Source organism: Pacificibacter maritimus (assembly GCF_003814915.1).
GTDB lineage: Bacteria > Pseudomonadota > Alphaproteobacteria > Rhodobacterales > Rhodobacteraceae > Celeribacter > Celeribacter maritimus.
This window is the reverse complement of sequence record NZ_RKQK01000002.1, coordinates 553700-575182: the sequence shown is the minus strand read 5'-3', so window position 1 is coordinate 575182 and position 21483 is coordinate 553700. Positions and strand designations below refer to the sequence as shown.

The following is a 21483-nucleotide window of genomic DNA, read 5'->3' as shown; positions in this document are numbered from 1 at the left end:
CTGACGGACATTTCTATCAGAGCGTTCTGCGCAATCACCTCCCCAAGTGACAGGCTTGGGCAGGGAGAAAGGTAGACATATGACCAATCCGATTAAAACCAAGCGACCGATCTGCGAGACCGACCTTTACGCCGATGATGTCATCCTCGGTCCACACCCAGTTTACCGTCAGATGCGAGGCACAGGGCCGGCCGTCTGGTTGCCTTAAAATGACCTCTGGGCACTCCATGTGCCTTGAATCGTGATGGCCCAAAAAGAACCCGCAAAACGCGAGTGCGATGGCAAGCTGAGAAGATCGCCGCAAGAGCCATTGCTGATGTCATTGAAAAGAACGAGACTGAGACAAAGGCACTGGAATGAGAGGTCCGCGCGTTATGCACCCAGTCTGATACTCTCGATAATGCTGAACATGAGAACTTGGCGGCTCGTTAAAAAGACCGAAGATGATCGTGCAAACGTCACCAGAGATCGCAGAAAATTGCATCAGGATCGCGAAAGGCTCAATTGAGATCGCGCCAAGTTCAACAAGACAATCGACACGGTGAGAGAGGGCATTCAGCAAATCTTCGATATTGCTGCCGATAAGCTTGGTGTGTCAATCGCGGGTGGAGCAAAAGTACTTGATGATTTGAACACACTCATCAAGGCTGCTGATGAACTGCAGACCGTCGATCCAGATGATGAACTAAGCTTGTGGCAAGCCCCTTTGTGGGATCGTCATATGCAGGCCGCGCCGAAGACGTCAGCAACACCGTCACACCGGCGGGTTCAGAGACGATGGTCCTCTACAAAAAAGACATCCAAAATTTTGCACATTGCTGAAACACCGCACTCAGCAATGTGCTTTCGATCCGTCGTAACAGTGCTCGCTTGCGCTATGCCCTATTACCGCCGTTCGACCGGGGCACCCGGACCCGTGGTCTAAGAAACGGCCGCTGAAGGTAGGAAGGGAAGTTAGTGAAAAAAGAAACGTTGTTGCTATGCTTGATCGGTGTTCAGCGGTTTGAAACGTCAGGCTACACCACGCACTTCAGCATGCATAGGCTTCGGCGGTTGCGCCCTCCCGCATGTAAACATGCTTCCGGGGTCATAAGCCCCAATCAAATGTTCGAGTTTGAAGAAAGAGAAGGGTCGCCAGTCCAGATTACGTGGTCGCACCACAAGGAGCTAACGGCGTACACCTTCCCGATCCGGTATCTTGCAAAGCGCTGGATCGGGATAAAGATGGCAAACTTCCGATACATAAGGGGCTATTCATTTTGCAGCCTTTTTGACAGGCGCGTGGCGGCTTCGCGGACTTTACTGCCGTTTGATGCTGCGGTTCAAATGATCGCTTGATCCAAATCCCAATCTCATTGCGGCAGCACCGTGTCTCAAGCTGCCTCGATCTTCGGCGCCTCCACATTGGCGTTCCGCAGTTGCTGTGCCATTATTTCCGTATATGGCAAAGTTGGATTTGCCTCGGCAAGCATACCGACCTTCATCCAGAATTCGGCCTGCGCATTGATCGAACGGCACATGACCGAACTTGACTTGCGCAGTTCCTCATGAAGGTCGTTCCCTATTTTTACGATCCCCATCGACGTATCTCCTATTTGTCAATATATAAAACATATATGATTCGTATATAATGTGGGTGGCTGCTGGTCAATCAGACCTCTATCGCCACCCTAGATGACGCAGTGAGGATGCATGAAGGACAGTTATATCAATGTGCCCGTCGCACCGAGGCCGCAGGATGCACACAGGACCGAAAGCATCAAGCTTTACGGACCTGACGCCTTTGAAGGGATGCGCCGTGCGGGTGCGCTAACCGCCAGATGCCTCGACGGTGTATCCGATCTTGTCCGCGAGGGCACCGCTTTGTCAGAGATCAATGCCTTCGTTCTCGACTTCGCGGCAGACCATGACGCCACGCCCGCGACACTGGGCTACAAGGGCTATCAGTATGCCTGCTGCACATCGGTCAACCATGTCGTCTGCCACGGCTTTCCAAACGAAAAGAAGCTGCGCGACGGCGATATCGTGAATGTCGATGTCACGCTGATACATAATGGGTGGTATGGCGATTCAAGTCGGATGTATGTGGCAGGCAAGCTGAAACGCACGGCTGAGAGGCTAATCCAGATCGCACATGAGGCGATGATGCAAGGCATCAGGACTGTGCGGCCAGGTGCGCGATTGGGGGATATTGGTCATGCAATCCAAACATACGCACACTCCAAACGCTGTTCTGTCGTCCGCGACTTTTGCGGCCACGGGATCGGTCAGGTTTTTCACGACTCCCCCAATATCTTGAACTTCGGCAGAGCTGGAACCGGCCCAGAACTTCGAGAGGGCATGATTTTTACTGTTGAACCGATGATCAATCTGGGACGCGCCGACGTAAAAATGCTGGCTGACGACTGGACTGCCGTAACGCGGGACAAGTCACTTTCGGCACAATTTGAGCATTCGGTGGGTGTGACATCAGACGGTGTCGAGATATTTACACTCTCGCCTTTGGGCCTTCACGCGCCTGGGATTGAGCTCTGAACCCTTTCCGCTTAGCCGACGTTCATGGCGCTATTTCCCAGCGCCGGCAAAGCGGGACGAAGCAGTCGTCCACCATTCATACGCCAAAGGCTGCTTTCTAAATTTCACACTCATTGCACTGTACTCCTTGCTGATGATCGTCGTGATGAGCATGCTGAATTGAGTGCAACAGCGTAGCGCTGCTTATAAAAACCGAGGTTTTAAACCTAATGACCTTGGTGGTTTAAAATAGCGACAACTGGGCATTATCTTCGGCTTTGGGTTTTTTCTTGCGTTTAGATGCCGATTTCCGGCTTCCCAATTTTACAAAAACCGCTTTCGCCGCGAGCCGAAAATCCGGACTATTGCGCACATCGGTGATCTTCTGCTTTGCTATCCTTGCAGATGCGGCTTGATCAACGATTGGCGCAGGATAATCTTGCCCAAGCGTAAAGTCACGATCGTCGATCAGTGTCTTCTCCCAAGTCCAAGGTTCGTGAATGAATTCATCTGGAATATTCTTGAGTTCGGGAACCCATTTGCGAATGAATGTGCCTGTTGGGTCATGTTCCATGGATTGTTTGATCGGATTATAAATACGCATTGCGTTGATGCCTGTGACACCTGATTGCATCTGAAGTTGGCTGTAATGAATACCGGGTTCATAATCGGTGAACAGACGTGCGAGATGATGCCCCGTGGCACGCCAATCCAGCCAAAGTTGATAGCTGGCAAAACTTACCAACATCGCCCTCATGCGGAAGGTGATCCAGCCTTCAGCCGTCAAATTGCGCATGCAAGCGTCAATGAAGGGGTAACCCGTTTGACCATTTGCCCATGCTTGGAAGTACGCCTCGTTGTGTTCATTCACGCGCAACCCTTCAAAGGCGGGGTGCATGCAATGGGTTTCTATTTCGGGTTGGTCTTCGATTTTTTGGACGAAGTGGCAGCGCCATGCCAAGCGAGAACCGAAAGCTGTCAGATTACGCCCAAAGATTTTTTTCTCATCGGGGGATAATTGAGAGCGGCGTTTGATGATAGATTGGGTAACCTCGCGAACCGATAGGGTGCCCCATGTAAGGTGGGCAGAGAGACGTGAGCAATGAAATTCGGATAAGTCAGGTGCCGAGATGCGGTAAAGATATTGGCGGGATCGGTGGTTTAAGAAACTGCGCAGATCGGTAATTGCATTTTGACGTCCCCCCTTTTGCACTTTGCCAATGGGTATGCTGCCAAACATGGGGTCGTCTTTTTCTGGCAAGGTATCCGATTGACAGGTGGACAGAGGTGTAAGGGAAATTGGCTTTGGCAGTATCTTTTCGGCCATGCGCGCATTCCTGATTTTGGACCAATCATCACGACTGCGTAGTCTGCGTACAACACCGTTTGAGGGGAACTCGTGCAGCGATATACCGTTGGCCGAGCATAGGTTTTGAACTGCGACATCACGTTGGTATGTCCATAGGTTGCCAGTTTCTTCAAAAGCGTAAACGTCGCTTACTTGATGGTCCAAATGAAGGTTTTTGATGATCTCGCTAGCATCGCCAACCTTTATGATTAGGCGTTGACCTAAGTCTGTCAAAGCGATGTTCAGGTCGATAAGGCAATCGTGAATGAAATGCCAATGGCGGCGGGATGCGAAGGGCTGTTCCCAATACTTGGGTTCAACAATGTAAAGGGGTATGACAGGTGCGTTCGCGCGTGACGCTGCTAACAACGGTGCGTGATCATTGATCCGCAGGTCACGTTTAAACCAAACTATGCAGGGCGCTTGCGTCATTGGATTGGGGTCTTCGATATCTCTTTTTCACGGCTCTAGGATAATATGGGAGGCGCCTATTTGTAGTGCTCTCTGCGATCACCAAAATCGCGCACCCGTTTGCGCCAAGCTTTGTAGCTTCCACTTTTGAGCCTATCACGCATCTGCGTTTTAACCTGCTTGTCGCTGATACCATATTCAGCCTGAATATCATGAAGGCTGATGTGATCTGACAGCGCCATTTGTATGATCCCACTCATGTGTTCTGGCGGTAGGGCGGTTATTTTATTCATCGCATTGAGTTAGCGGGATGCCGTCCAAAGGCAAGCGATCCGAGGCTTCAAAGTTCATACATCGATAAACCCAAGGTCATTTAGAATATTTGGGATCTTCTTTTTAAGTTTGAAAACGCTTTTTGGTGCTCAACAAGGCATCTGGCTTGGTCAGATGGTATGTCCTTTAGACGCGGCAAAACATCAGGGCCGCTGGATGATCCAGCAGCCCTGACAGCTATTACAGAAGTTTCTTGCGCATCGTAGAGGAGATCACCTCACCAGCTATGACAAGGGCGAGGATTGTCAGCAGGACCATCGAAACCTCTTGCCATTGAAACGTGTCAATCGCGCCCTGCAAGATAATCCCGATCCCCCCTGCGCCAACAAGACCCAGCACCGTGGACTCACGCAGGTTAATATCCCAACGTAGAATGCTGATCGCAAAGAACGCAGGCATCACTTGCGGCACGATCCCATACATCACCACCTTGAAGCGCGACGCGCCGCAAGCTTCCAATGCCTCAATCGGCGCATGGTCGATTTCCTCAATCGCTTCGCCCAACAGTTTGCCAAGGAACCCGATGGATCGGAACATGATCGCGATGATCCCCGCGATGATGCCAGGGCCAAAGATAGCCACGAACAAAAGCGCCCAGATGATCGTGTTGACCGATCGCGAAGACACCAGAATGAAACGTCCGATCCACAGGCAGACGACATTCGGCGTCGTATTTTGCGCCGAGATATAGGCGACCGGCAGCGACAAAACGACAGCGATCATCGTGGCGATTGTGGCGATGTTGATTGTTTGCCAAGTTGCCTCAAGGATAGAGGGTAGATTGGTCGGATCTGGCGGCACCATGCGGGCGAACAGATCAACCAGCTGGATCGGCGCATCCCAGACCCATTCCCAGATCACATCGATGCTGCCCAAGGCCCAAACAACCACCAGCGTGACCGCCATCAACGCAACATAGCGCTTCATCCGTTGGACTGGTGTGAACCGCGCCCATTCATGTGTAAGTGTCTGTGTCATGTCATCCGCTTTCTGATCATGCCGCTGACGGCTTCGGAAATCAGGATTGCCCCGACGATGACCATCGTGATCGCAAGTGCGAAGTCGTAGTCATAGCGTCCGAACGCATTGGCAAGGGTCGCCCCGATGCCGCCCGCGCCGACGATACCAACAACAGCAGAGGCGCGCAGGTTACTGTCCAATTGATAAATCCCCAGCCCCACCAGACGTGGCATGATCTGAGGCAAAATCGCGTAGACCATCGTGCTAAAGAACGACGCTCCGACAGAGCGCATTGCCTCGACCTGTCCGAAGTCGATCTCCTCGATCCGTTCGGCAAGCAGTTTGGCGACAAAGCCGATCGAATAGACTGTCAGTGTCAGCGCTCCGGCCAAGGGGCCAAAGCCCACGGCTTTCACGAAGATGATCGCGACAATCACAGGGTGGAAACTACGGGCCAGAATGAACGTACCGCGTCCCAACAGATAGACAGGCTTGGGCGAGATATTTCGCGCGGCCATGAACGCCAGCGGCACCGACAGGATCATGCCCAGCGTGGTGGCAAGGATCGCAATTTTCAGGCTTTCCATGAAGCCCGAAATCAAAAGGCCTGAGCGTTCAAAGCTGGGCGGGAACGCTCCGCTAAAAATGCGTTGCGCCCGCGTGAGTCCTTGGGCCGTGCGTTCCCAATCAATCGGCAATGTGGCAATGGTCCCGATCACGTAGGCCGCGACGGCGATGTAAAACACCCAGCGCACAGCGGGCGATTTGATAAACGGCGGTTTGCGCCAGACTGTTTGGGTCGTCATGCGATAGCACCCATTTCCTGACGGTCCTCCGATGGGGTGCCCGCATAGATTTCATCCATTTGCGCGGCGTCCAGTGCGGCAGGCTTATCGTCGAAAATGATCCGCCCGTAGCGCATGCCAACGATCCGGTCACTGTATTCTTTGGCTTCAGTCACGTTGTGGATATTGATAATGACAGGCAAATTCAATTCGCGTGCAAGGTCGCGCAGCAACGACATGATCTGTTCAGATGTTTTCGGGTCCAGCGACGCCGTAGGCTCATCGGCCAACAGGATTTCAGGACGCTGCATCAGGGCGCGAACCACACCGACGCGTTGACGTTCACCACCAGACAGCTCGTCCGCACGCTTGTCGGCATACTGCGCGATGCCGACACGTTCCATCAACTCAAATGCGCGTTCGATGTCTTCCGCAGGATAGCGGCGCGTGACGGCCGCCCATGTCGAAATATAGCCAAGCCGACCCGATTGCACGTTTTCCATAACGCTCAAGCGGTCCACCAGATTGAAGCTTTGGAAAACCATGCCGACCCGACGACGGGCGCGGCGCAGCTCTTTGGGGCCGAGTGTCGTAAAATCGGTGCCGTTCAGTGTGATGCTGCCTGACGTGGGTTCAACCAAACGGTTCACACAGCGCAGCAGCGTGCTTTTGCCCGCACCGGACGATCCAATGATCGACATCAATTGTTCACCCTCAACCGACAGGTTCAGGTCCTTTAGGACAGGCGCACCTTTCCCGTATCTTTTCACAAGATTCTTAATTTCTAGCATGTTGCCTCTCAAACGCAGGAGCCACCCCGACCAATTGGTCGGAGCGGCATTTTTGCGGGGGGATTAATTGTCAGCGAGGCCTTGTGGCGTGTATTCAACGCCATTGGACGCCTGAATTTCACGGATCACAGCCCATTGGTCCTGATAGGTGATCGGGACAAACTTGCTGACACCTTCGAACTCATCACCAAGGGCTGTGCCTTCAAATTCAAACGAGAAGAACGCATCCTTGATCGTTGCGGCCAGCTCTGGGTCCAGATCGTGGGCCAGTGTGAAGGATGTCGTTGGGAACGGATCGCTTTCCCAAATTTTGCGCACATCCGCTACGTCATACAGGCCGCGTTCCGCCATGCGGTCAACCACTTCGGACGCAACGGGGGCGGCGTCATAATCACCTGCGACAACACCCAACATGGATTGGTCGTGCGAACCAGAATAGACGACTTCGTAGTCCTCGTCAGGGATAACGCCTAGTCCAGGAAACAAGGCACGCGGCGCTTGGTTGCCGGAATTGGATGTGGGCGAGGTGTGCGCCACGCGGCGACCAGCCAAGTCGGACACTTCCTGAATATCGCTATCGGCTTGTGTGAACACCTGAAGGCGATAACCGAACTGTCCGTCTTCCGCGCCCATGATCGCAAAAGGCACGGCCCCTGCAAGGTTTACGGCAAAAGGTGTCGGGCCGGTAGAAAAGCCTGCAATGTGCAGACGACCAGAGCGCATGGCTTCAACCTCTGCAGAGTTCGATTGCACTGCGAAGAACTGCACATCTTTGCCTGTCGCGTCTTCGAGGTGCGCAATAAATGGCGCCCAGATGTCAGCGTAAACAGCAGGGTCTTCGACGGGCGTATATGCGAACACCAATGTATTCGGGTCGTTCAATTCAGCTGGATCTGTTGGCGCATCGGCCACAAGGTCACCGTTCGCATCGCAATACAATGCGTCCAGCGCACCGCGTTCTGCGCACTCTTGGGCGGCGGCGGCGGTTACACTGCCAAGTACCAGCAGACTTGCAGCCATAGCTGCATTTGTCACTTTCAAAGTCATATTAATCTCTCCCTAGTTTTCTTTCGCACTCTGGTAGGGTCCTCCAACCACTACCACGCGATCTGGTCAGCCTATGTGCATCGCCTAGCATCACGCGAGGGTGGCTGTGTTAACACACAGTTACAGTGATCGATTTTAATGTTAACAATATTACAAGCGATACCTTCGCACTGTCTTTTCCTTTAAACCCCACGCAGTTTAGAAGAACATAGTGCAACGCTGTTTCGGGGAGGATCAGGGTGACGTTCGAAAATCAAAGCCAAGATCAGTCGCCGCCCGTCGTCGCAATCGTAGATGATGATCAAGAGGTACGAGAGACCCTGTGCGAATTGTTGTCCAGCAGTGGTTTTACCCCGATTGCCTGCGAGGGCAGCGCCGATTTTCACGCGCTTGGTGAACCGCCCGCCGTTGATCTGGCAATCATCGATTTACGGCTTCGTGGTGAATCCGGTTTGGATTTAGCAGTGCAGATCGGCGCGCGCTATGCCTTGCCGATTGTAATGCTGACAGGTGTTGGCGACGAGATCGACAAAATTATTGGTCTCGAAACAGGTGCTGATGATTATCTGATGAAACCCTTCAACCCGCGCGAGCTGGTCGCGCGCATCCGCTCAGTTCTGCGCCGGTACGGGCATGGCGTGAACCGTGCGCAATCCCTGCCCGAGCACACCATCACTTTCGGGCGCAAACAACTTGATCTACAAAGCCGAATCCTGCTTGATCACGCGGGCCATGAAGTCCCCCTGACAAACGGCGAATACCGCCTGCTTGAATATTTGGCACGTAACCCGTCGCGTGTGATTTCCCGACTCGAACTATTGTCCGAACTCGGCTCGGATATGGAACGCTATGTGGACCGCACGATTGATGTGCTGATCCTGCGATTGCGCCGCAAGATCGAGGATACACCGTCAAAGCCGGTTCACCTGCAAACCCGACGGTCTCAGGGCTATTTCTTTAAGCTAGAAGCGGAGTAGCACCATGCGTAGCGTACTCCGTTCGCCCAGCGTCAAGGCACGGCTTTCGATCGCGATCCTGACGCTTTGCGCTGTGACCCTGATCATATCCGTGATCAGCCTTTTGCTGCTGCGCAATGCGGAAAACTGGCTCGATACGATTCACCGCGATACGCTAACCGAAGTGTCACAAGCCTTGGAGCTGTCACGCAACGCCGCTGATCTTGCGACGGCGGCACCGTTTCTTTTGACGGTTCAGGTGCCTTATCAAAGACAAGTGGATGCAGACGCCATCCTGCAAACTATCGAACAATTGGAAACCCTATCAAAGGCCACGGATGACTTATTGCTGCCCCTTGCGCGGATCAGAGTGGCAATTTCCAATTTGTTGCGTGTGTCATTGTCGCAAAGCAGGTTGCAGGCCGAAATTTCACAGGTCGATATCGAGCTGGCCCGCCTGCAAGACCGATTTCAGCGGCAAGCCAGCGCGACTGCCTCATCATCGGATGACCGGCTGGCGTGGGCAGCGCTGAGCCGCCTGTCCAGCGACGCCCGCCGCGTGACCCGTGCTCAGGAAATCATCGAAGTGGGAGAGATAAATCGCCGCTACAACCGCAGTCGTGCAGCGCTTCCAAATATCGAAATTACGACGCAGGGTTTACGTGAAATCGAGGCGATACTGACGCGCCCGACGAGCGATTTATTTCAGCTCAAATACCAATCACTTACCGCCGCACTTGATGCAGAGAACGCGCTGTTTCGCATCCGCCAGCTTTCCAGCGATATAAACGTCTATGCGACGTCGCGGGTTGAAACGGCGCAGGAACGGCTGCGGGTTGCACGCATGCAAACCTCACGGGATTTAAAGCTGGCGCAAACGGTTGTTGCCGTGCTTGCCGCATTTAGTGCCTGCGTTGCGGTGATCTCGTCATTGTTTGTATCGCGCTATGTGACACGCAATCTACGCCTTATCGCAGACGGTATGCGCCAACTTGCGGCGGGCGATCACTCGGTCACCGTGCCGACCAAGAACGCGACGGATGACGAGATCGGCCAGTTGTTCCATGCCTTCGGTGTGTTCCGCTCAAACGCGCGCAAACTAGATCGACGGACGGCGCAAATCACCCGCCAGAACACGCTGTTTTCGAGTGTCTTCAGCGGCATCAAAGACGGCGTCGCGATCCTGACGCCACAAGGCAAGATCGAGGCCGAGAACGACAAAGTACGAGCGCTTTTAAACATTCCCCACGATGCCCTTGCACAGACCATGCAAGACCTGTTCGCGCTGTCGGCATTCAGGTTGCAAAGCGGGTCGGATGACCGCGGCGGGTATGATGAATACACCAACCCCATGGGTGACGTGATCGAGGTGCGGTCTTCGTTTCTGCCCGATGGTCGATCCGTCTGGCTGTTGTCGGAAACCACTGAGCGCAAGCGGATCGAAGACCGTCTTGAGGAAATCCGCCGTGTTGAGGCGCTTGGCAAGGTAACGGGCGAAGTGGCCCATGATTTCGGCAACATCCTGTCGACGATTTCGGGCAACCTGCACCTGCTAGAAACATCCAACGCGACCGCTGCGCCCTTCCGTCTTGGACGGATACGGACCGCCGTGGACTTAGGCGTGTCCCTGACGGAACGTCTTGTAGCGTTCGCCCGCAAACAACACCTTGAACCAGAGCGGGTCGATCTAGGGTCATTGGTTGAGGGCATGCAGGATCTGTTGGACATCGCCCTGCCCGAGAACGTGACACTCTATCTGGATCTGGGTGAAGATCCGGTGCATGTATCCCTTGATCCGGGTCAGCTTGAAAGTGCGTTGCTTAATGTGTGTATGAACGCCGCACAGGCCATGCCCGATGCAGGCAACGTCTGGATCACCTTGACGACGCAGGACCGTCACGCTGTCCTCTCGATCAAGGATGACGGCATCGGAATGACAGAAGAAACCCGCCGTCACGCGTTTGAACCTTTCTATACGGCCCGTCCGAACGGAGAAGGCACAGGACTAGGCTTATCGATGGTATACGGTTTCGTAACCCAATCTGGCGGCACTATCGAAATTTTCTCATCCATGGGCCAAGGCACAGCCATCGTAATTCGCGTCCCTATTATGGACACGCCACCCGTCGCCAAGCCCAAGATACCTTTTGGAGGTACGGCAATCGTTGTTGATGACAATCGGGAAACGGCGGCCGCCTTAAAGGGTACCCTCACGACACTCGGGTTCGATACATTGATCGCCACAACCTATTCGGAGGCGCAAAAAACCATCGAACAGACACAAGAAATAACACTATTGGTTTCTGATCTCAATCTAGACCATGGGCATTCAGGGCTGCAATTGATCCACGCAACACTAGAACGACACCCTTCGGTATTTGCCATTTTGATATCATCGCGCCTACCTGCCCAAGTCCCTATGATTAAGAAATATCGCAACCGTTTTGAAATGCTCCCGAAACCCGTTGATGAAACAGATCTGGTGCATGCAGTGACCGACGCGCGGAAAAGAATAGTAGAAGTTATTTAAATTTCCTGTTCGACAGCACGAGAGACGCCCACCCTCCAGAATGTCCGCTTTTCCATTAGGAGGCTCATCTCAAGCATCCGCAGCGAAAATCCGATTTCCAACGGAAGTGTCGATCGACGCGATCGGCCCTGAGCAGACCTTGGCCGCTCCCTGAAATGCTGCGTTGTAGCTTCTCGAAAGCAGACTGAGATTCCGCGATCCTCGTTGACGCAGGCCCTCCAGCATTGACCCTTCATGCCGACAAGATTCACAATCAAGGGAAACCAACTATGAGCAGTAATTGAGCCGCTTCCCACAGGTTGTCGATTGTTGGTTGATGACGGGCGGCTTTGACTCTTAGATCCGCATCGTCCTGGGTGATCTGCATGAATTTGCACGGTTTTTAACGGCGCCACTGACCAAACTTTCAGGCGTTGTCTCGATTGAAACGTCGATCCAAGTCCGCCGCGTCAAATGTCGCCCCGCACGGCTTGATTAGGTACGGGGCTACATCAAGCCGTCGCGTGAATTCCTAACGCATCAAGCTGCAAAACGGGTTGGCGCGAAAGGCGCAATGGGCAAGGTGGATGCCTTATCGATCACCAATTCGCTGAGAATTTTGCCGCAAACCGGTCCCATTTGATAACCATGCGCCGAATAACCAAAGCTGTGGAACACGTTGTCCGCTTGCCCAGCTCCAATTACAGGAATGCCGTCGGGCATGAACCCTTCGATCCCCGCCCAACACCGTACTATTTTGGCGTTTTTCATGATCGGGAAATAACGCTGCGCTGTTTTGGCATAGGTCGCCAAACCTTCAAAATTCAGATCGGTTTTGTTGATGTCGGGATGCGCCGTGCCGACATGACCACCGCCGATCAGCACGGTTCCATTTGGGAATTGCTTGAACGAAAACGGAATGCCTTGGGCGCCTGCAACGCAATCGATAAAATGAGGCATTTTTTCAGTGATGATCAACATCGGCGCGCGGGCTTCAACATGCAGATCATCGCCTAGCATGGCCGCAATTTTACCGCCCCATGCCCCTGCACAGTTTACGATATTGGGTGCAACAAAAGTGCCATCCGCAGTCTGCACAGACCACTCTGTACCAGCACGTTCGATGCGATCAACGCCGCTGCCCTCGTGAAACGTGACACCAAGCTGTTTGCATTTTTGGTGAAAGGCCTTGATCGTTTGAAAGGGGTTGGCAAACCCATCACCCTTGACCGCCATCGCGCCAATACAGGCAGGAGACACGGCAGGTACCAAGTCGCGCAGCGTCTGCTGGTCGATGATGTGCTCGTGCTCAAATCCAATGTCACGCACTTGTTGAGCGCGCGCACGCAGTTGATCCATCTGTTCATCGGTGTCGGCCAGTTTCACCTGATAGGACGCGACAAACCCACAATCGTCGTCCACCAACGCCTCGATATTTTGCCACATCTGGGCCGAGGCCGCCGACAGCGGCACCTCAGGCAAAGCGCGACCCAAACGGCGCACGCCGCCCGCATTGGCGCTCGAGGCATGGCGTCCGACACGGTCCTTTTCGACCACGATCACCTTCATGCCGCGCAGTGCGAGATGCAAAGCCGTGGAGCAGCCATGCAAGCCGCCGCCAATAACAATCGTGTCGGCTGTGGCCGAATTTGAACTAGATTTCATGTATTTGCCTCGTCGTTGGGATGACAACATCAACGCGTTTTCACGTCTTTTAGTCTTCGTAAGCGGCTGTGATGATCACTTCGACTTTCAACTCGGGCCGTCCGAGTTTCGCCTCGCCACAGGCCCGCGCAGGCGCAAAGCCCTTTGGCATCCACGCGTTCCAAACGGCGTTCATTTCCGCGACGTCGTTGATATCGGCCAGCCAAATAATGGCCTGCAAGATCTGCTTGCGCGATGATCCCGCCTCGGCCAGCAAGGCATCAACGCGCGACAGCATTTCGATCGTTTGCGCGGTCACTGTGTCGCCTTCGCCCACTTGGCCACACAAATAGGCGACCCCGTTGTGCTTGACGATTTTACTCATTTTCTCAGCGGTATGGAGACGTTCGATCATTGCGTTTTGTCCTGATGTATTGTGTCTGACAGGGCCGAAAGCTCTGACAAGGTAACGGGTTTAAGCGGCGCGCGAATGCGAAACGCTCCGACCTCATTTTGAGTGCGTTTGTGTTCCGCTGCGAGAATTTCGGTCACGGTCAGCCCGCAATTGCGCCCTTGGCACGGTCCCATGCCGCAACGCCCAAAGACTTTGGTGCGATTGGGGCCATCACAGCCCATGGCTGCGAATTTGCGGATGTCGCCCGCGCGCACTTCTTCGCAGCGGCAAATGATCGTGTCATCTGCGGGCGCGAAAACCTCCTCTGGCGGGGTGTAAAGCACATCCAAAAATGGCCGAATAGACAGCTCGGACTGGCGGGATCTGATAAGGCCTGCGGCTTGCGTGTCACGCAGTCCCGCGTCGATTTTGCCAATGCTGGCTAAGGCATTCAAAGCTGCCAAACGGCCTGAGATCGCCGCAACTTTTGCGCCGCCAATGCCAGCCCCGTCGCCCGCTATGGAAAACAAAGGATGCGAGGATTGCCCCAAGGCATCTGTGACAGGGTGAAAACACCTTTGGATGTCGTCGAACCGATGATCCAACTTCAAAGAGCGGCTGATTTGCGTATTGGGAACAACGCCTTGGTGCAACAAAACCATATCAGTTTCGATACGGTGATCCTTGCCACCAGCACGAAATGTCACGGCCTGCGCATGATCAGTGCCCTCAACGGCAATCTCGCTGGCAGCGGTGTACCGTGGGACTTTTGCGCGCTTCAAAGTCACCAAAAACCGCATGCCTTTGACCAGCTGTTTCCAGTCTTTCACAGCACCGAAAAAATGCGGCAAAGCGGACATCAGGTTCCGACGTGTTTGCGTTTCCACCAAGGCTTTGGGCGGCGCACCTGCGGCCAACAATTGCGTGGCCACCAAGTACAGCAAAGGCCCTGAGCCCACGAGCACAGCGTTTTGCGCCACAAGCCCGTCGCTTTTCATCATGATCTGCGCGGCCCCTGCGGTGATCACCCCCGGCAAGGTCCAGCCCGGAATAGGCACAGGGCGTTCGGTGGCACCGTTAGCGATAATCACATGTTGCCCGCGCACTTGCCCCGCTTGTTCATTGCGACTGTAGGTGACAGCCCCGTCTTCGCCGACATTCCAGACAGTGACGCCTGCGCGGTGATCGACGGCACTCTGACCGAGCTCTTGCACAAGACGCCCACCAGCAAGGTAATCCTTGCCCAGAATTTTGGCTTGCGCGGGCGTGGTCTGCGCCACATTGCGGTAAATTTGCCCGCCTGCGCGCTGCTGTTCATCCAAAAGACACACAGTTGCGCCGTGCTTTGCTGCCTCAACCGCGGCGGACATGCCCGCGGGTCCAGCGCCCACGACGACGATATCAAATTGGCTCTGCATCATTCTGCCCCTTTGTGCGTATTGGGAACCCGCGAGACCACAAGGCCGTCGGTCACCGGAATTTGGCAGGCTTGAACGGTCACGCCATCAATCTGCACCAAACAGTCATAGCAGGCCCCCATCATGCAAAACGGACCACGTGCCGAGCCGCTGACGGGCGTGTTACGGATGGCATCGGTGCTGCTTTGAAACAGGGCGCCTGCAACGCTCATGCCGCGCGTGGCGGCGACAGGTTTGCCATCGAAGGTAAAAGACAGCTGCTCATCGCTAGGGGGTGTCTCAAGCGGCTTAAACATGGAAACGACTTTCGCTAAAGTGGGACAAATCGGGCGCTGTGTTGCGCTCGAGTATCCAATCGGGAAGAAGGCGCGCATGAGCAGCCGACAGCGTGATGCCGCTGTGGCAAGTCACAAAGGACGCGCGAGGGAATTTGGTGGAACGTTGGTAAATTGGCAGCCCATCTTGGGACATGATGCGCAAGGCGGCCCAACTGCGCACAAGCTTCACCTTGCCCAAATGTGGAAAAATATCGGTGGCGTGTTTGGCCAGTTTGGCGACCGTTGGAATGTCGATGCTATCTATCATCCCCACTTCGGCCTTGCTGGCGCCAATTTGCACGCCACCTTCATTGACCTGCCGCAGTGTTCCTGAGGGATATTTTAAGAAATAGGGCAGCTTTTCGGTGATCAAAACCTGACCCTGTTGCGGGCGAATGGGCATGGAAAACCCAAGGTTATGACCAAGTTGCAAAGCGCCAAGTCCAGCCGCCAAGATAAGACGCTCCCCATCCACTTTGGTGCCATCTTTGAGCACAGCCGCGAAGCCATCGTCCCCCGCCTCAATGTCAACGACCTGCACACCCGTAAAGATGTCACCGCCCGCCTTGCGCACAGCGATTGTGAGCGCGCGCAGCAATTTGAGAGGGTTCACATGTCCGTCCATGGTTGAGAACACGCCGCCAATGACTTTCTCGCCAACTTCAGGCACGCGTTCTTTCACCGCCTCTCTGTCCAAAACGTCAAACGGGTAGTCACCGCCTAAATCGTCACGCAGCTGTGTCAAACGCGCGACATAAGCTTCAAGTTCAGCCGCATCGGTGAAGTATTCGATGCCGCCGGTTTGACTGAGCGAGACATCAACGCCGGTTTCTTCAAGCAAATCAGCTGCATAATCTTGCCAAAGGGCTGCAGACTGGCGGGTCCATGACGCATAGGCTGGTGCATTCGCACCCTTGCCTTGGACCCAGACCAGACCAAAGTTCCCATGTGAGGCGCGAAAATCTTCTTCGGCACCATCCAGAACGACCACAGATTGATCGGTTTTCAACAGGCCGTAGGCTATGGACAGACCCACGATCCCACCACCGACAATAACCACGGGCATGACTCACCCTTTCCCGATGAAGATTTTGTCGAGGCCATAAAAGCGATCCAAAATCAGCATCAACAAGAAGGTCAAAACGATCAGCACGGTCGACACAGAGGCAATCAGCGGATCAATGGTTTGAGTGATGTGGTTGTACATCTTCACAGGCAGGGTTTGCGTTGAGGGCGAGGCGACAAACACGCTCATCGTCAGCTCATCAAAGCTGGTGATGAAAGATAAAATCCAACCACCCGCAATGCCGGGCAAAATGAGCGGCACTGTGATGCGGCGAAACACTGTGAACTTGGACGCGCCAAGTGTCATCGCGGCGTGTTCTGCATCTGTCGACATGCCCGTGGCCGAGGCCAAGGCCAAACGCAAAGCATAGGGTGTGACCAAGATGATGTGTGCGGCTGCAAGGCCGTAAAACGATCCGCCCAAGCCGATTCTGGAATAGAATTGCAAGAAGGCGACGCCCAAAACCAGATGCGGGATCATCAAGGGGGATAGCAAAAACGCCGAGATCAATTCGCGACCTGGAAATTTATGACGCGCCAAGGCCAGAGCCGCAGGCACGGAAATGATCACAGCAACAGTCGCCGAAAATAGCGCCAACCATACCGACATCCCAAAGGCTTCGATAAAGTCGGGATTGTCCAAGATGGCTTTAAACCAGCGCAAAGACAGACCGTCTGTGGGCAGGGATAGATAGCCTTTGTCAGTGAAGGAGACAGCGATCACCATCAGCAGCGGCGCCATGATGAAGGCGACGAATATGGCGTGAAAAATCAGGGCAATAGGTCCAAGGGTTCTCATGACAGGTTCCTATTCAAATACTTTGGCAAAACGGCGCTCTACCAGCTTGTTGTAGCTGACGATAATCGCGATATTTGCAATAAGAAGAAGGACGGCAATCGCCGCACCCAGCGGCCAATTGAGCGTGCTGAGATATTCGTCGTAAGCCGCAGTCGCCACCACTTTGAGACGTCGTCCACCGATGATGGCTGGGGTCGCAAAGGCGCTGGCAGTAAGCGCGAAAACAATGATGCTGCCCGACAGAATACCCGGCATGGCTTGCGGCAAGGTGATGCGGCGCAAAACGGTCATTTTGGACGCGCCAAGGCTGTAGGCGGCATCTTCGCTTTGAGGGTCAATCTTTTGCAAAGAGGCCCAAACGGAAATCACCATGAAAGGCACCAGAACATGCACAAGCGCGATGGTCATGCCCGTAAAAGTGAACATCAAACTGACAGGTTCGTCGCCAAATCCCAAAGCTTGAGAGACCATGCTCAGTATGCCACTGCCGCCGAAAAACAAGGCCCAGCCGAGCGTACGGACGACCACGGAAATCAACAGCGGGCCTAGCACGATCAGCAAAAAGATCGAGCGCCAGCGCGGGTTAAGACGCGATAAAACATAGGCCTCAGGCACGCCAATGGCGACGCAGATCACGGTCACCCAAAGGGCCAGACCAAAGGTACGGCCAAAGATCTTTTGGAAATACGGATCGCCGATCACTTCCGCGTAGTTGCCAAAGGTCCAATCGGATTGAACGCCAAGGTTAAAATCATAGGAATGCAGGCTCAGCAGCAGTGTCATGATCATCGGCGCCCCTAAGAGGGCTGCGAAAAACAGAACGCCTGGGGCCGTCAAAAGATACGGGGTGTTTGGGGTTTTCTCAGTGCTCATGCTTGCACTCCGCCAAACACTGTGAGAGCGCCTTCTTCCCAAGCAAGATATGCCGAATCGCCACGGGCAAACCCTGCGCTTCCTGTGTTGGGTTGGGTGACAAGCAGCTCGCCCATGTCGCTTTCAACGCTGTAAAGCCAGCTCGCGCCCATGAAAATCGAGGCCTTAACACGCACGGGCAGGCCGGCGTTGTCGCTGGACATGGTAAATTTTTCGGGTCGAATAGACAGCGCCACATCCGCGCCAACCACATGCGCTTCGGTGTTGACGGACACCGCGATTTGGTTAACAGACACTACATTTTTGTCAGTGACTTTGCCTTGGAGGATGTTTGTTTTGCCAACAAAATCAGAGACAAAACTGTTGAGAGGGCGCTCATAGAGATCAAGCGGTGCCGCGACTTGTGATACATCGCCTTGCTGCATGACCACGATGCGGTCACTCATCGACAGGGCTTCCTCTTGGTCGTGGGTCACGAGAATTGTGGTGACGCCGAGGTCTTGCTGCAACAAACGCAATTCGATGCGCATGTCTTCGCGCAGTTTCGCGTCCAAGTTGGACAAAGGCTCATCCAACAACAGCACTGGCGGCTCGATCACCAAGGCGCGCGCCAAGGCGACACGTTGCCGTTGACCGCCTGACATATCCTTTGGAAAGCGGTCCACGAACTGCCCCAATTTCACTTGATTCAATGCGTTGTGCGCTCGCTCAAGCCGTTCCGCCTTGCCAACGCCGCGCATTTCAAGACCGAAAGCAACGTTGTCCAAAGCGGACATATGCGGAAACAAAGCATAGCTTTGAAACACGATCCCCAGCCCGCGTTTGTTGGGTGGTGTGTTGGTGATGTCTTTGCCATCTAGAATAACTTTTCCAGAGGTGGGCGACAAAAGGCCTGCAACCATTTGCAAGGTAGTGGTTTTGCCGCAGCCTGACGGGCCAAGCAGTGAAATGAATTCACCACGCTCGACGCTGAGGCTCATATCGTGCACTGCGACGAAATCTCCGAATTCTTTGCGGAGTGAATCAAATTTTAGAAAAGACATGTGTCGGCCCTGAGTATGAGAGGTCACAGGCGCGCACGAGGTGTGATGCGCGCGCCTGATTTTTCCTGATTTTAAGTATCGTTCGGTGAGACTTATTGCTCGATGCGACGTGTCCAAGATTTGGTCCACTCGCCACGTGATGAGTTGACGATCGCGTAGTCGACCTCAATCAGGTTATCTACGATGTCAGCACCAACTGGCAAAGCAGAGCTTTCTTCCTCGGTCAACTCAACGCTTTTGTTCACAGGCGCCCATGCAAGCGTCGTCGCGATCAATTTTTGAGCTTCTGGAGAGGTCACGAATTGAACGAAGTCTTGTGCCAATTCAGGCACATCGGAATCGATCACAGGGCAAGTTGTGACCAACAATTTGATGCCACCTTCCTCAGGGTAGGCAAACGCGCCTGGGAACCCAGAGTCAGCCAATGCTTTCAAACGGCCAGAGCCCCAAACGGACAAAGCGATTTCACCTGTTTGGAACAGTTCAGACATTTTGCCTGATGAAGGCTCAAACACTTTGACGTTCTCTGCGATAGTGTCTTCAAAGGCTTTAAAGCCAGGCTCGATGTCATCAACACCGCCGCCATTCATCATCGCCGTCGCGATCAAAGCGTGCAAGCCATAGCCGTTTGTGATCGGTGGGATAGACAACATGTCTTTGTATTTCGGATCGGCCAGATCTGTCCAAGATGTCGGTGCATCCCAACCTTTTTCAGCAAAGATTTCCGTGTTGTATGCAAGGCCCGTGGCGATAATGCCAACGCCGACCGCCTTGTTTTCGGGCATACGTGCCGCGTCGTATAGGCCGTCAAACGTGGCTTCATTGACTGTCTCACAGTAGCCAAAGCCAATGGCTTGGGTCATGGGGCCATCGTCGATGAAGACAACGTCAAGTTCCTGTGCACCTTCTTGAGCGCGCAGTTTTGCAAGCGTGTCGGTGGATTTTCCAGGCACGTAGACAACTTTTGCGCCCGTTTTTTCTTCCCACATAGGGATCAGTGTTTCGTTGAACAAAGTCTCTGTCGAGCCGCCATAGGCGCCAAGATAGAGCGTTTTGTCTTCCGCCAAAGCGGCTGTAGTTGATAGAGCGAGCAGGCTCACAGCCATAATCGATTTATACATGTTGGTCGACCTCCGAGTCGGTGTTGGTGTAAGTGCGGATTCTTTTTGTGCAGACCCGCTTGTGTTTACAACCGCCAGTAATGCCTTCAACGCAACATCAGTCAAATTCATTATATTGCCCACATCATACGCAAATGTTATGATTTTCTGTAAACAGGGCAAATACTCATGAAAATACAACATCGACAGCTAGAAGCCTTTCGCGCGCTGATTGACACAGGCAGCGTCACTGACGCCGCCAAACGCATCAATGTGACACAGCCCGCAGCCAGTCGTTTGATTTCAGATTTGGAACATAGCGTCGGTTATCCTTTGTTTTTACGTGAGAAAAAGCGGCTCTATCCCACGCCTGAGGCCTTGGCGTTGTACGAAGAGGTCAATCGGTCCTTCATCGGAATTGACACGATTGCAGAAGCCGCCCGCGACATCGGAAACTTCAGGCGCGGATCATTGCGTTTGGTCAGCCTGCCAGCCATGGCGATGAGTTTTCTACCGCGTATGATTGCGAAATTCTGTCAGGATCGCCCAGATATATCAGTCAGCATGCAGATCGAAGGCTCGCAGCGGGTGATTCAATGCGTGGCGTCCCAGCAATATGATTTTGGTTTGGCGGAACTTGGCACCGAACATCCGGGTGTCACCGCTAAGGTTCTGCATGATGCGCCTTTGGTTGCCGTTCTGCCACGGGGTCACGACCTTTTACACCGCGAGGTGCTCACGCCGCAGGACTTCGAAGGGCAAAGTTTTGTGTCTTTTGGCCGCGACAACCCCCGCAGAGACCAGATCGACGCCTTCTTTGTTGCAAACAACGTCACACGGAAAGTTCAAATTGAAGCGCAACTGTCCATGGCGCTTGGAAATATGGTTGCGAACGGCGCAGGGCTTTCCATTATCGACGAGGTCACCGCATGCGGCCTGCGCGACCTTGGGCTGATCGAATTGCGGCCATTTGAGCCCCAAATCCCTTACAGCTACCGCGTGCTTTTGCCAAAACACAAACCACTGTCCAGTCTTGGTGAGGCATTTTTGGACATGGTTGATAGGGAACTGAAAGCGAACGCGCCGCAAAGAGCAAAATAGGAAGGTTGAAGTGTATAGCAGGCAGATCGAACCTGCGCGAACTATAGAAGCCTTAGGGCCGGTTATGAGACATTT

20 protein-coding genes are annotated in these 21483 nt (G+C 53.8%); 4 read left to right on the top strand and 16 right to left on the bottom strand.

The genetic code is table 11. The features are described from left to right. Positions 1 to 1373 precede the first annotated feature (1373 nt). A complete protein-coding gene (locus tag EDD53_RS09250) occupies positions 1374 to 1580 on the bottom strand; it encodes a ParD-like family protein (RefSeq protein WP_123792928.1) in 207 nt (68 codons plus the stop codon). Between the two features lie 112 nt (positions 1581 to 1692). Between EDD53_RS09250 and map the strand changes: the two genes are divergently transcribed. Further along, on the top strand, positions 1693 to 2535 hold the full coding sequence (gene map, locus EDD53_RS09245; protein ID WP_123792927.1) for a type I methionyl aminopeptidase: 843 nt from the start codon (positions 1693 to 1695) through the stop codon (positions 2533 to 2535). A gap of 223 nt (positions 2536 to 2758) precedes the next feature. Here the strand turns inward: map and EDD53_RS09240 are convergent, their stop codons facing one another. From EDD53_RS09240 to phnD, 6 genes are all read right to left on the bottom strand, one after another. After that, complete coding sequence (locus tag EDD53_RS09240) at positions 2759 to 4294, bottom strand: FAD-binding domain-containing protein (protein ID WP_123792926.1); 1536 nt, start codon at positions 4292 to 4294, stop codon at positions 2759 to 2761. A 56-nt stretch (positions 4295 to 4350) separates the two neighbouring features. Then, positions 4351 to 4566 carry a DUF2805 domain-containing protein gene (locus tag EDD53_RS09235; protein ID WP_170162729.1) on the bottom strand — a complete coding sequence of 72 codons (216 nt, stop codon included), beginning with the start codon at positions 4564 to 4566 and terminating at the stop codon, positions 4351 to 4353. 220 nt (positions 4567 to 4786) lie between these two features. Continuing rightward, entirely contained in the window at positions 4787 to 5584 is a 798-nt protein-coding gene (phnE, locus tag EDD53_RS09230; protein WP_123792925.1) for a phosphonate ABC transporter, permease protein PhnE, read from the bottom strand. Further along, entirely contained in the window at positions 5581 to 6372 is a 792-nt protein-coding gene (gene phnE, locus EDD53_RS09225; protein WP_123792924.1) for a phosphonate ABC transporter, permease protein PhnE, read from the bottom strand. Before phnE (EDD53_RS09225) ends, phnE (EDD53_RS09230) begins: the two co-directional genes overlap by 4 nt. Beyond that, positions 6369 to 7142 (bottom strand): phosphonate ABC transporter ATP-binding protein, encoded by a 774-nt coding sequence (gene phnC, locus EDD53_RS09220; RefSeq protein WP_123792923.1) that lies wholly within the window; start codon positions 7140 to 7142, stop codon positions 6369 to 6371. Before phnC ends, phnE (EDD53_RS09225) begins: the two co-directional genes overlap by 4 nt. 63 nt (positions 7143 to 7205) lie before the next feature. Next, positions 7206 to 8189 carry a phosphate/phosphite/phosphonate ABC transporter substrate-binding protein gene (gene phnD, locus EDD53_RS09215; protein WP_123792922.1) on the bottom strand — a complete coding sequence of 328 codons (984 nt, stop codon included), beginning with the start codon at positions 8187 to 8189 and terminating at the stop codon, positions 7206 to 7208. Positions 8190 to 8428: 239 nt separating this feature from the next. Here phnD and EDD53_RS09210 point away from each other — a divergent pair, with 239 nt between their 5' ends. Then, on the top strand, positions 8429 to 9166 hold the full coding sequence (locus tag EDD53_RS09210; RefSeq protein ID WP_123792921.1) for a winged helix-turn-helix domain-containing protein: 738 nt from the start codon (positions 8429 to 8431) through the stop codon (positions 9164 to 9166). Between the two features lie 4 nt (positions 9167 to 9170). Further along, positions 9171 to 11675: an ATP-binding protein gene (locus tag EDD53_RS09205; RefSeq protein ID WP_123792920.1), complete on the top strand. Its 2505-nt coding sequence runs from the start codon at positions 9171 to 9173 to the stop codon at positions 11673 to 11675. Between the two features lie 519 nt (positions 11676 to 12194). Here EDD53_RS09205 and EDD53_RS09200 read toward each other — a convergent pair. From EDD53_RS09200 to EDD53_RS09160, 9 genes are all read right to left on the bottom strand, one after another. Further along, positions 12195 to 13319: an NAD(P)/FAD-dependent oxidoreductase gene (locus EDD53_RS09200; RefSeq protein WP_123792919.1), complete on the bottom strand. Its 1125-nt coding sequence runs from the start codon at positions 13317 to 13319 to the stop codon at positions 12195 to 12197. Positions 13320 to 13368: 49 nt separating this feature from the next. Beyond that, positions 13369 to 13713 (bottom strand): RidA family protein, encoded by a 345-nt coding sequence (locus EDD53_RS09195; RefSeq protein ID WP_123792918.1) that lies wholly within the window; start codon positions 13711 to 13713, stop codon positions 13369 to 13371. After that, positions 13710 to 15110 (bottom strand): NAD(P)/FAD-dependent oxidoreductase, encoded by a 1401-nt coding sequence (locus EDD53_RS09190; protein ID WP_211331604.1) that lies wholly within the window; start codon positions 15108 to 15110, stop codon positions 13710 to 13712. The genes EDD53_RS09195 and EDD53_RS09190 overlap by 4 nt, the downstream gene beginning before the upstream one ends. Further along, entirely contained in the window at positions 15110 to 15406 is a 297-nt protein-coding gene (locus EDD53_RS09185) for a (2Fe-2S)-binding protein (protein ID WP_123792916.1), read from the bottom strand. The genes EDD53_RS09190 and EDD53_RS09185 overlap by 1 nt, the downstream gene beginning before the upstream one ends. After that, positions 15399 to 16493 (bottom strand): NAD(P)/FAD-dependent oxidoreductase, encoded by a 1095-nt coding sequence (locus EDD53_RS09180; RefSeq protein ID WP_123792915.1) that lies wholly within the window; start codon positions 16491 to 16493, stop codon positions 15399 to 15401. Before EDD53_RS09180 ends, EDD53_RS09185 begins: the two co-directional genes overlap by 8 nt. A 3-nt stretch (positions 16494 to 16496) precedes the next feature. Further along, positions 16497 to 17291 carry an ABC transporter permease gene (locus EDD53_RS09175; RefSeq protein WP_123792914.1) on the bottom strand — a complete coding sequence of 265 codons (795 nt, stop codon included), beginning with the start codon at positions 17289 to 17291 and terminating at the stop codon, positions 16497 to 16499. Positions 17292 to 17300: 9 nt separating this feature from the next. Then, positions 17301 to 18164, bottom strand: coding sequence for an ABC transporter permease (locus EDD53_RS09170; protein ID WP_123792913.1), 864 nt, complete (start codon positions 18162 to 18164; stop codon positions 17301 to 17303). Continuing rightward, the gene (locus EDD53_RS09165; RefSeq protein WP_123792912.1) at positions 18161 to 19207 is read right to left on the bottom strand and encodes an ABC transporter ATP-binding protein; all 1047 of its coding nucleotides are present in this window, start codon (positions 19205 to 19207) and stop codon (positions 18161 to 18163) included. Before EDD53_RS09165 ends, EDD53_RS09170 begins: the two co-directional genes overlap by 4 nt. A gap of 92 nt (positions 19208 to 19299) precedes the next feature. Beyond that, positions 19300 to 20439 (bottom strand): ABC transporter substrate-binding protein, encoded by a 1140-nt coding sequence (locus EDD53_RS09160; protein WP_246002329.1) that lies wholly within the window; start codon positions 20437 to 20439, stop codon positions 19300 to 19302. A 57-nt stretch (positions 20440 to 20496) separates the two neighbouring features. Between EDD53_RS09160 and EDD53_RS09155 the strand changes: the two genes are divergently transcribed. Continuing rightward, entirely contained in the window at positions 20497 to 21408 is a 912-nt protein-coding gene (locus tag EDD53_RS09155) for a LysR substrate-binding domain-containing protein (RefSeq protein WP_123792911.1), read from the top strand. The last annotated feature ends 75 nt before the right edge of the window (positions 21409 to 21483 follow it).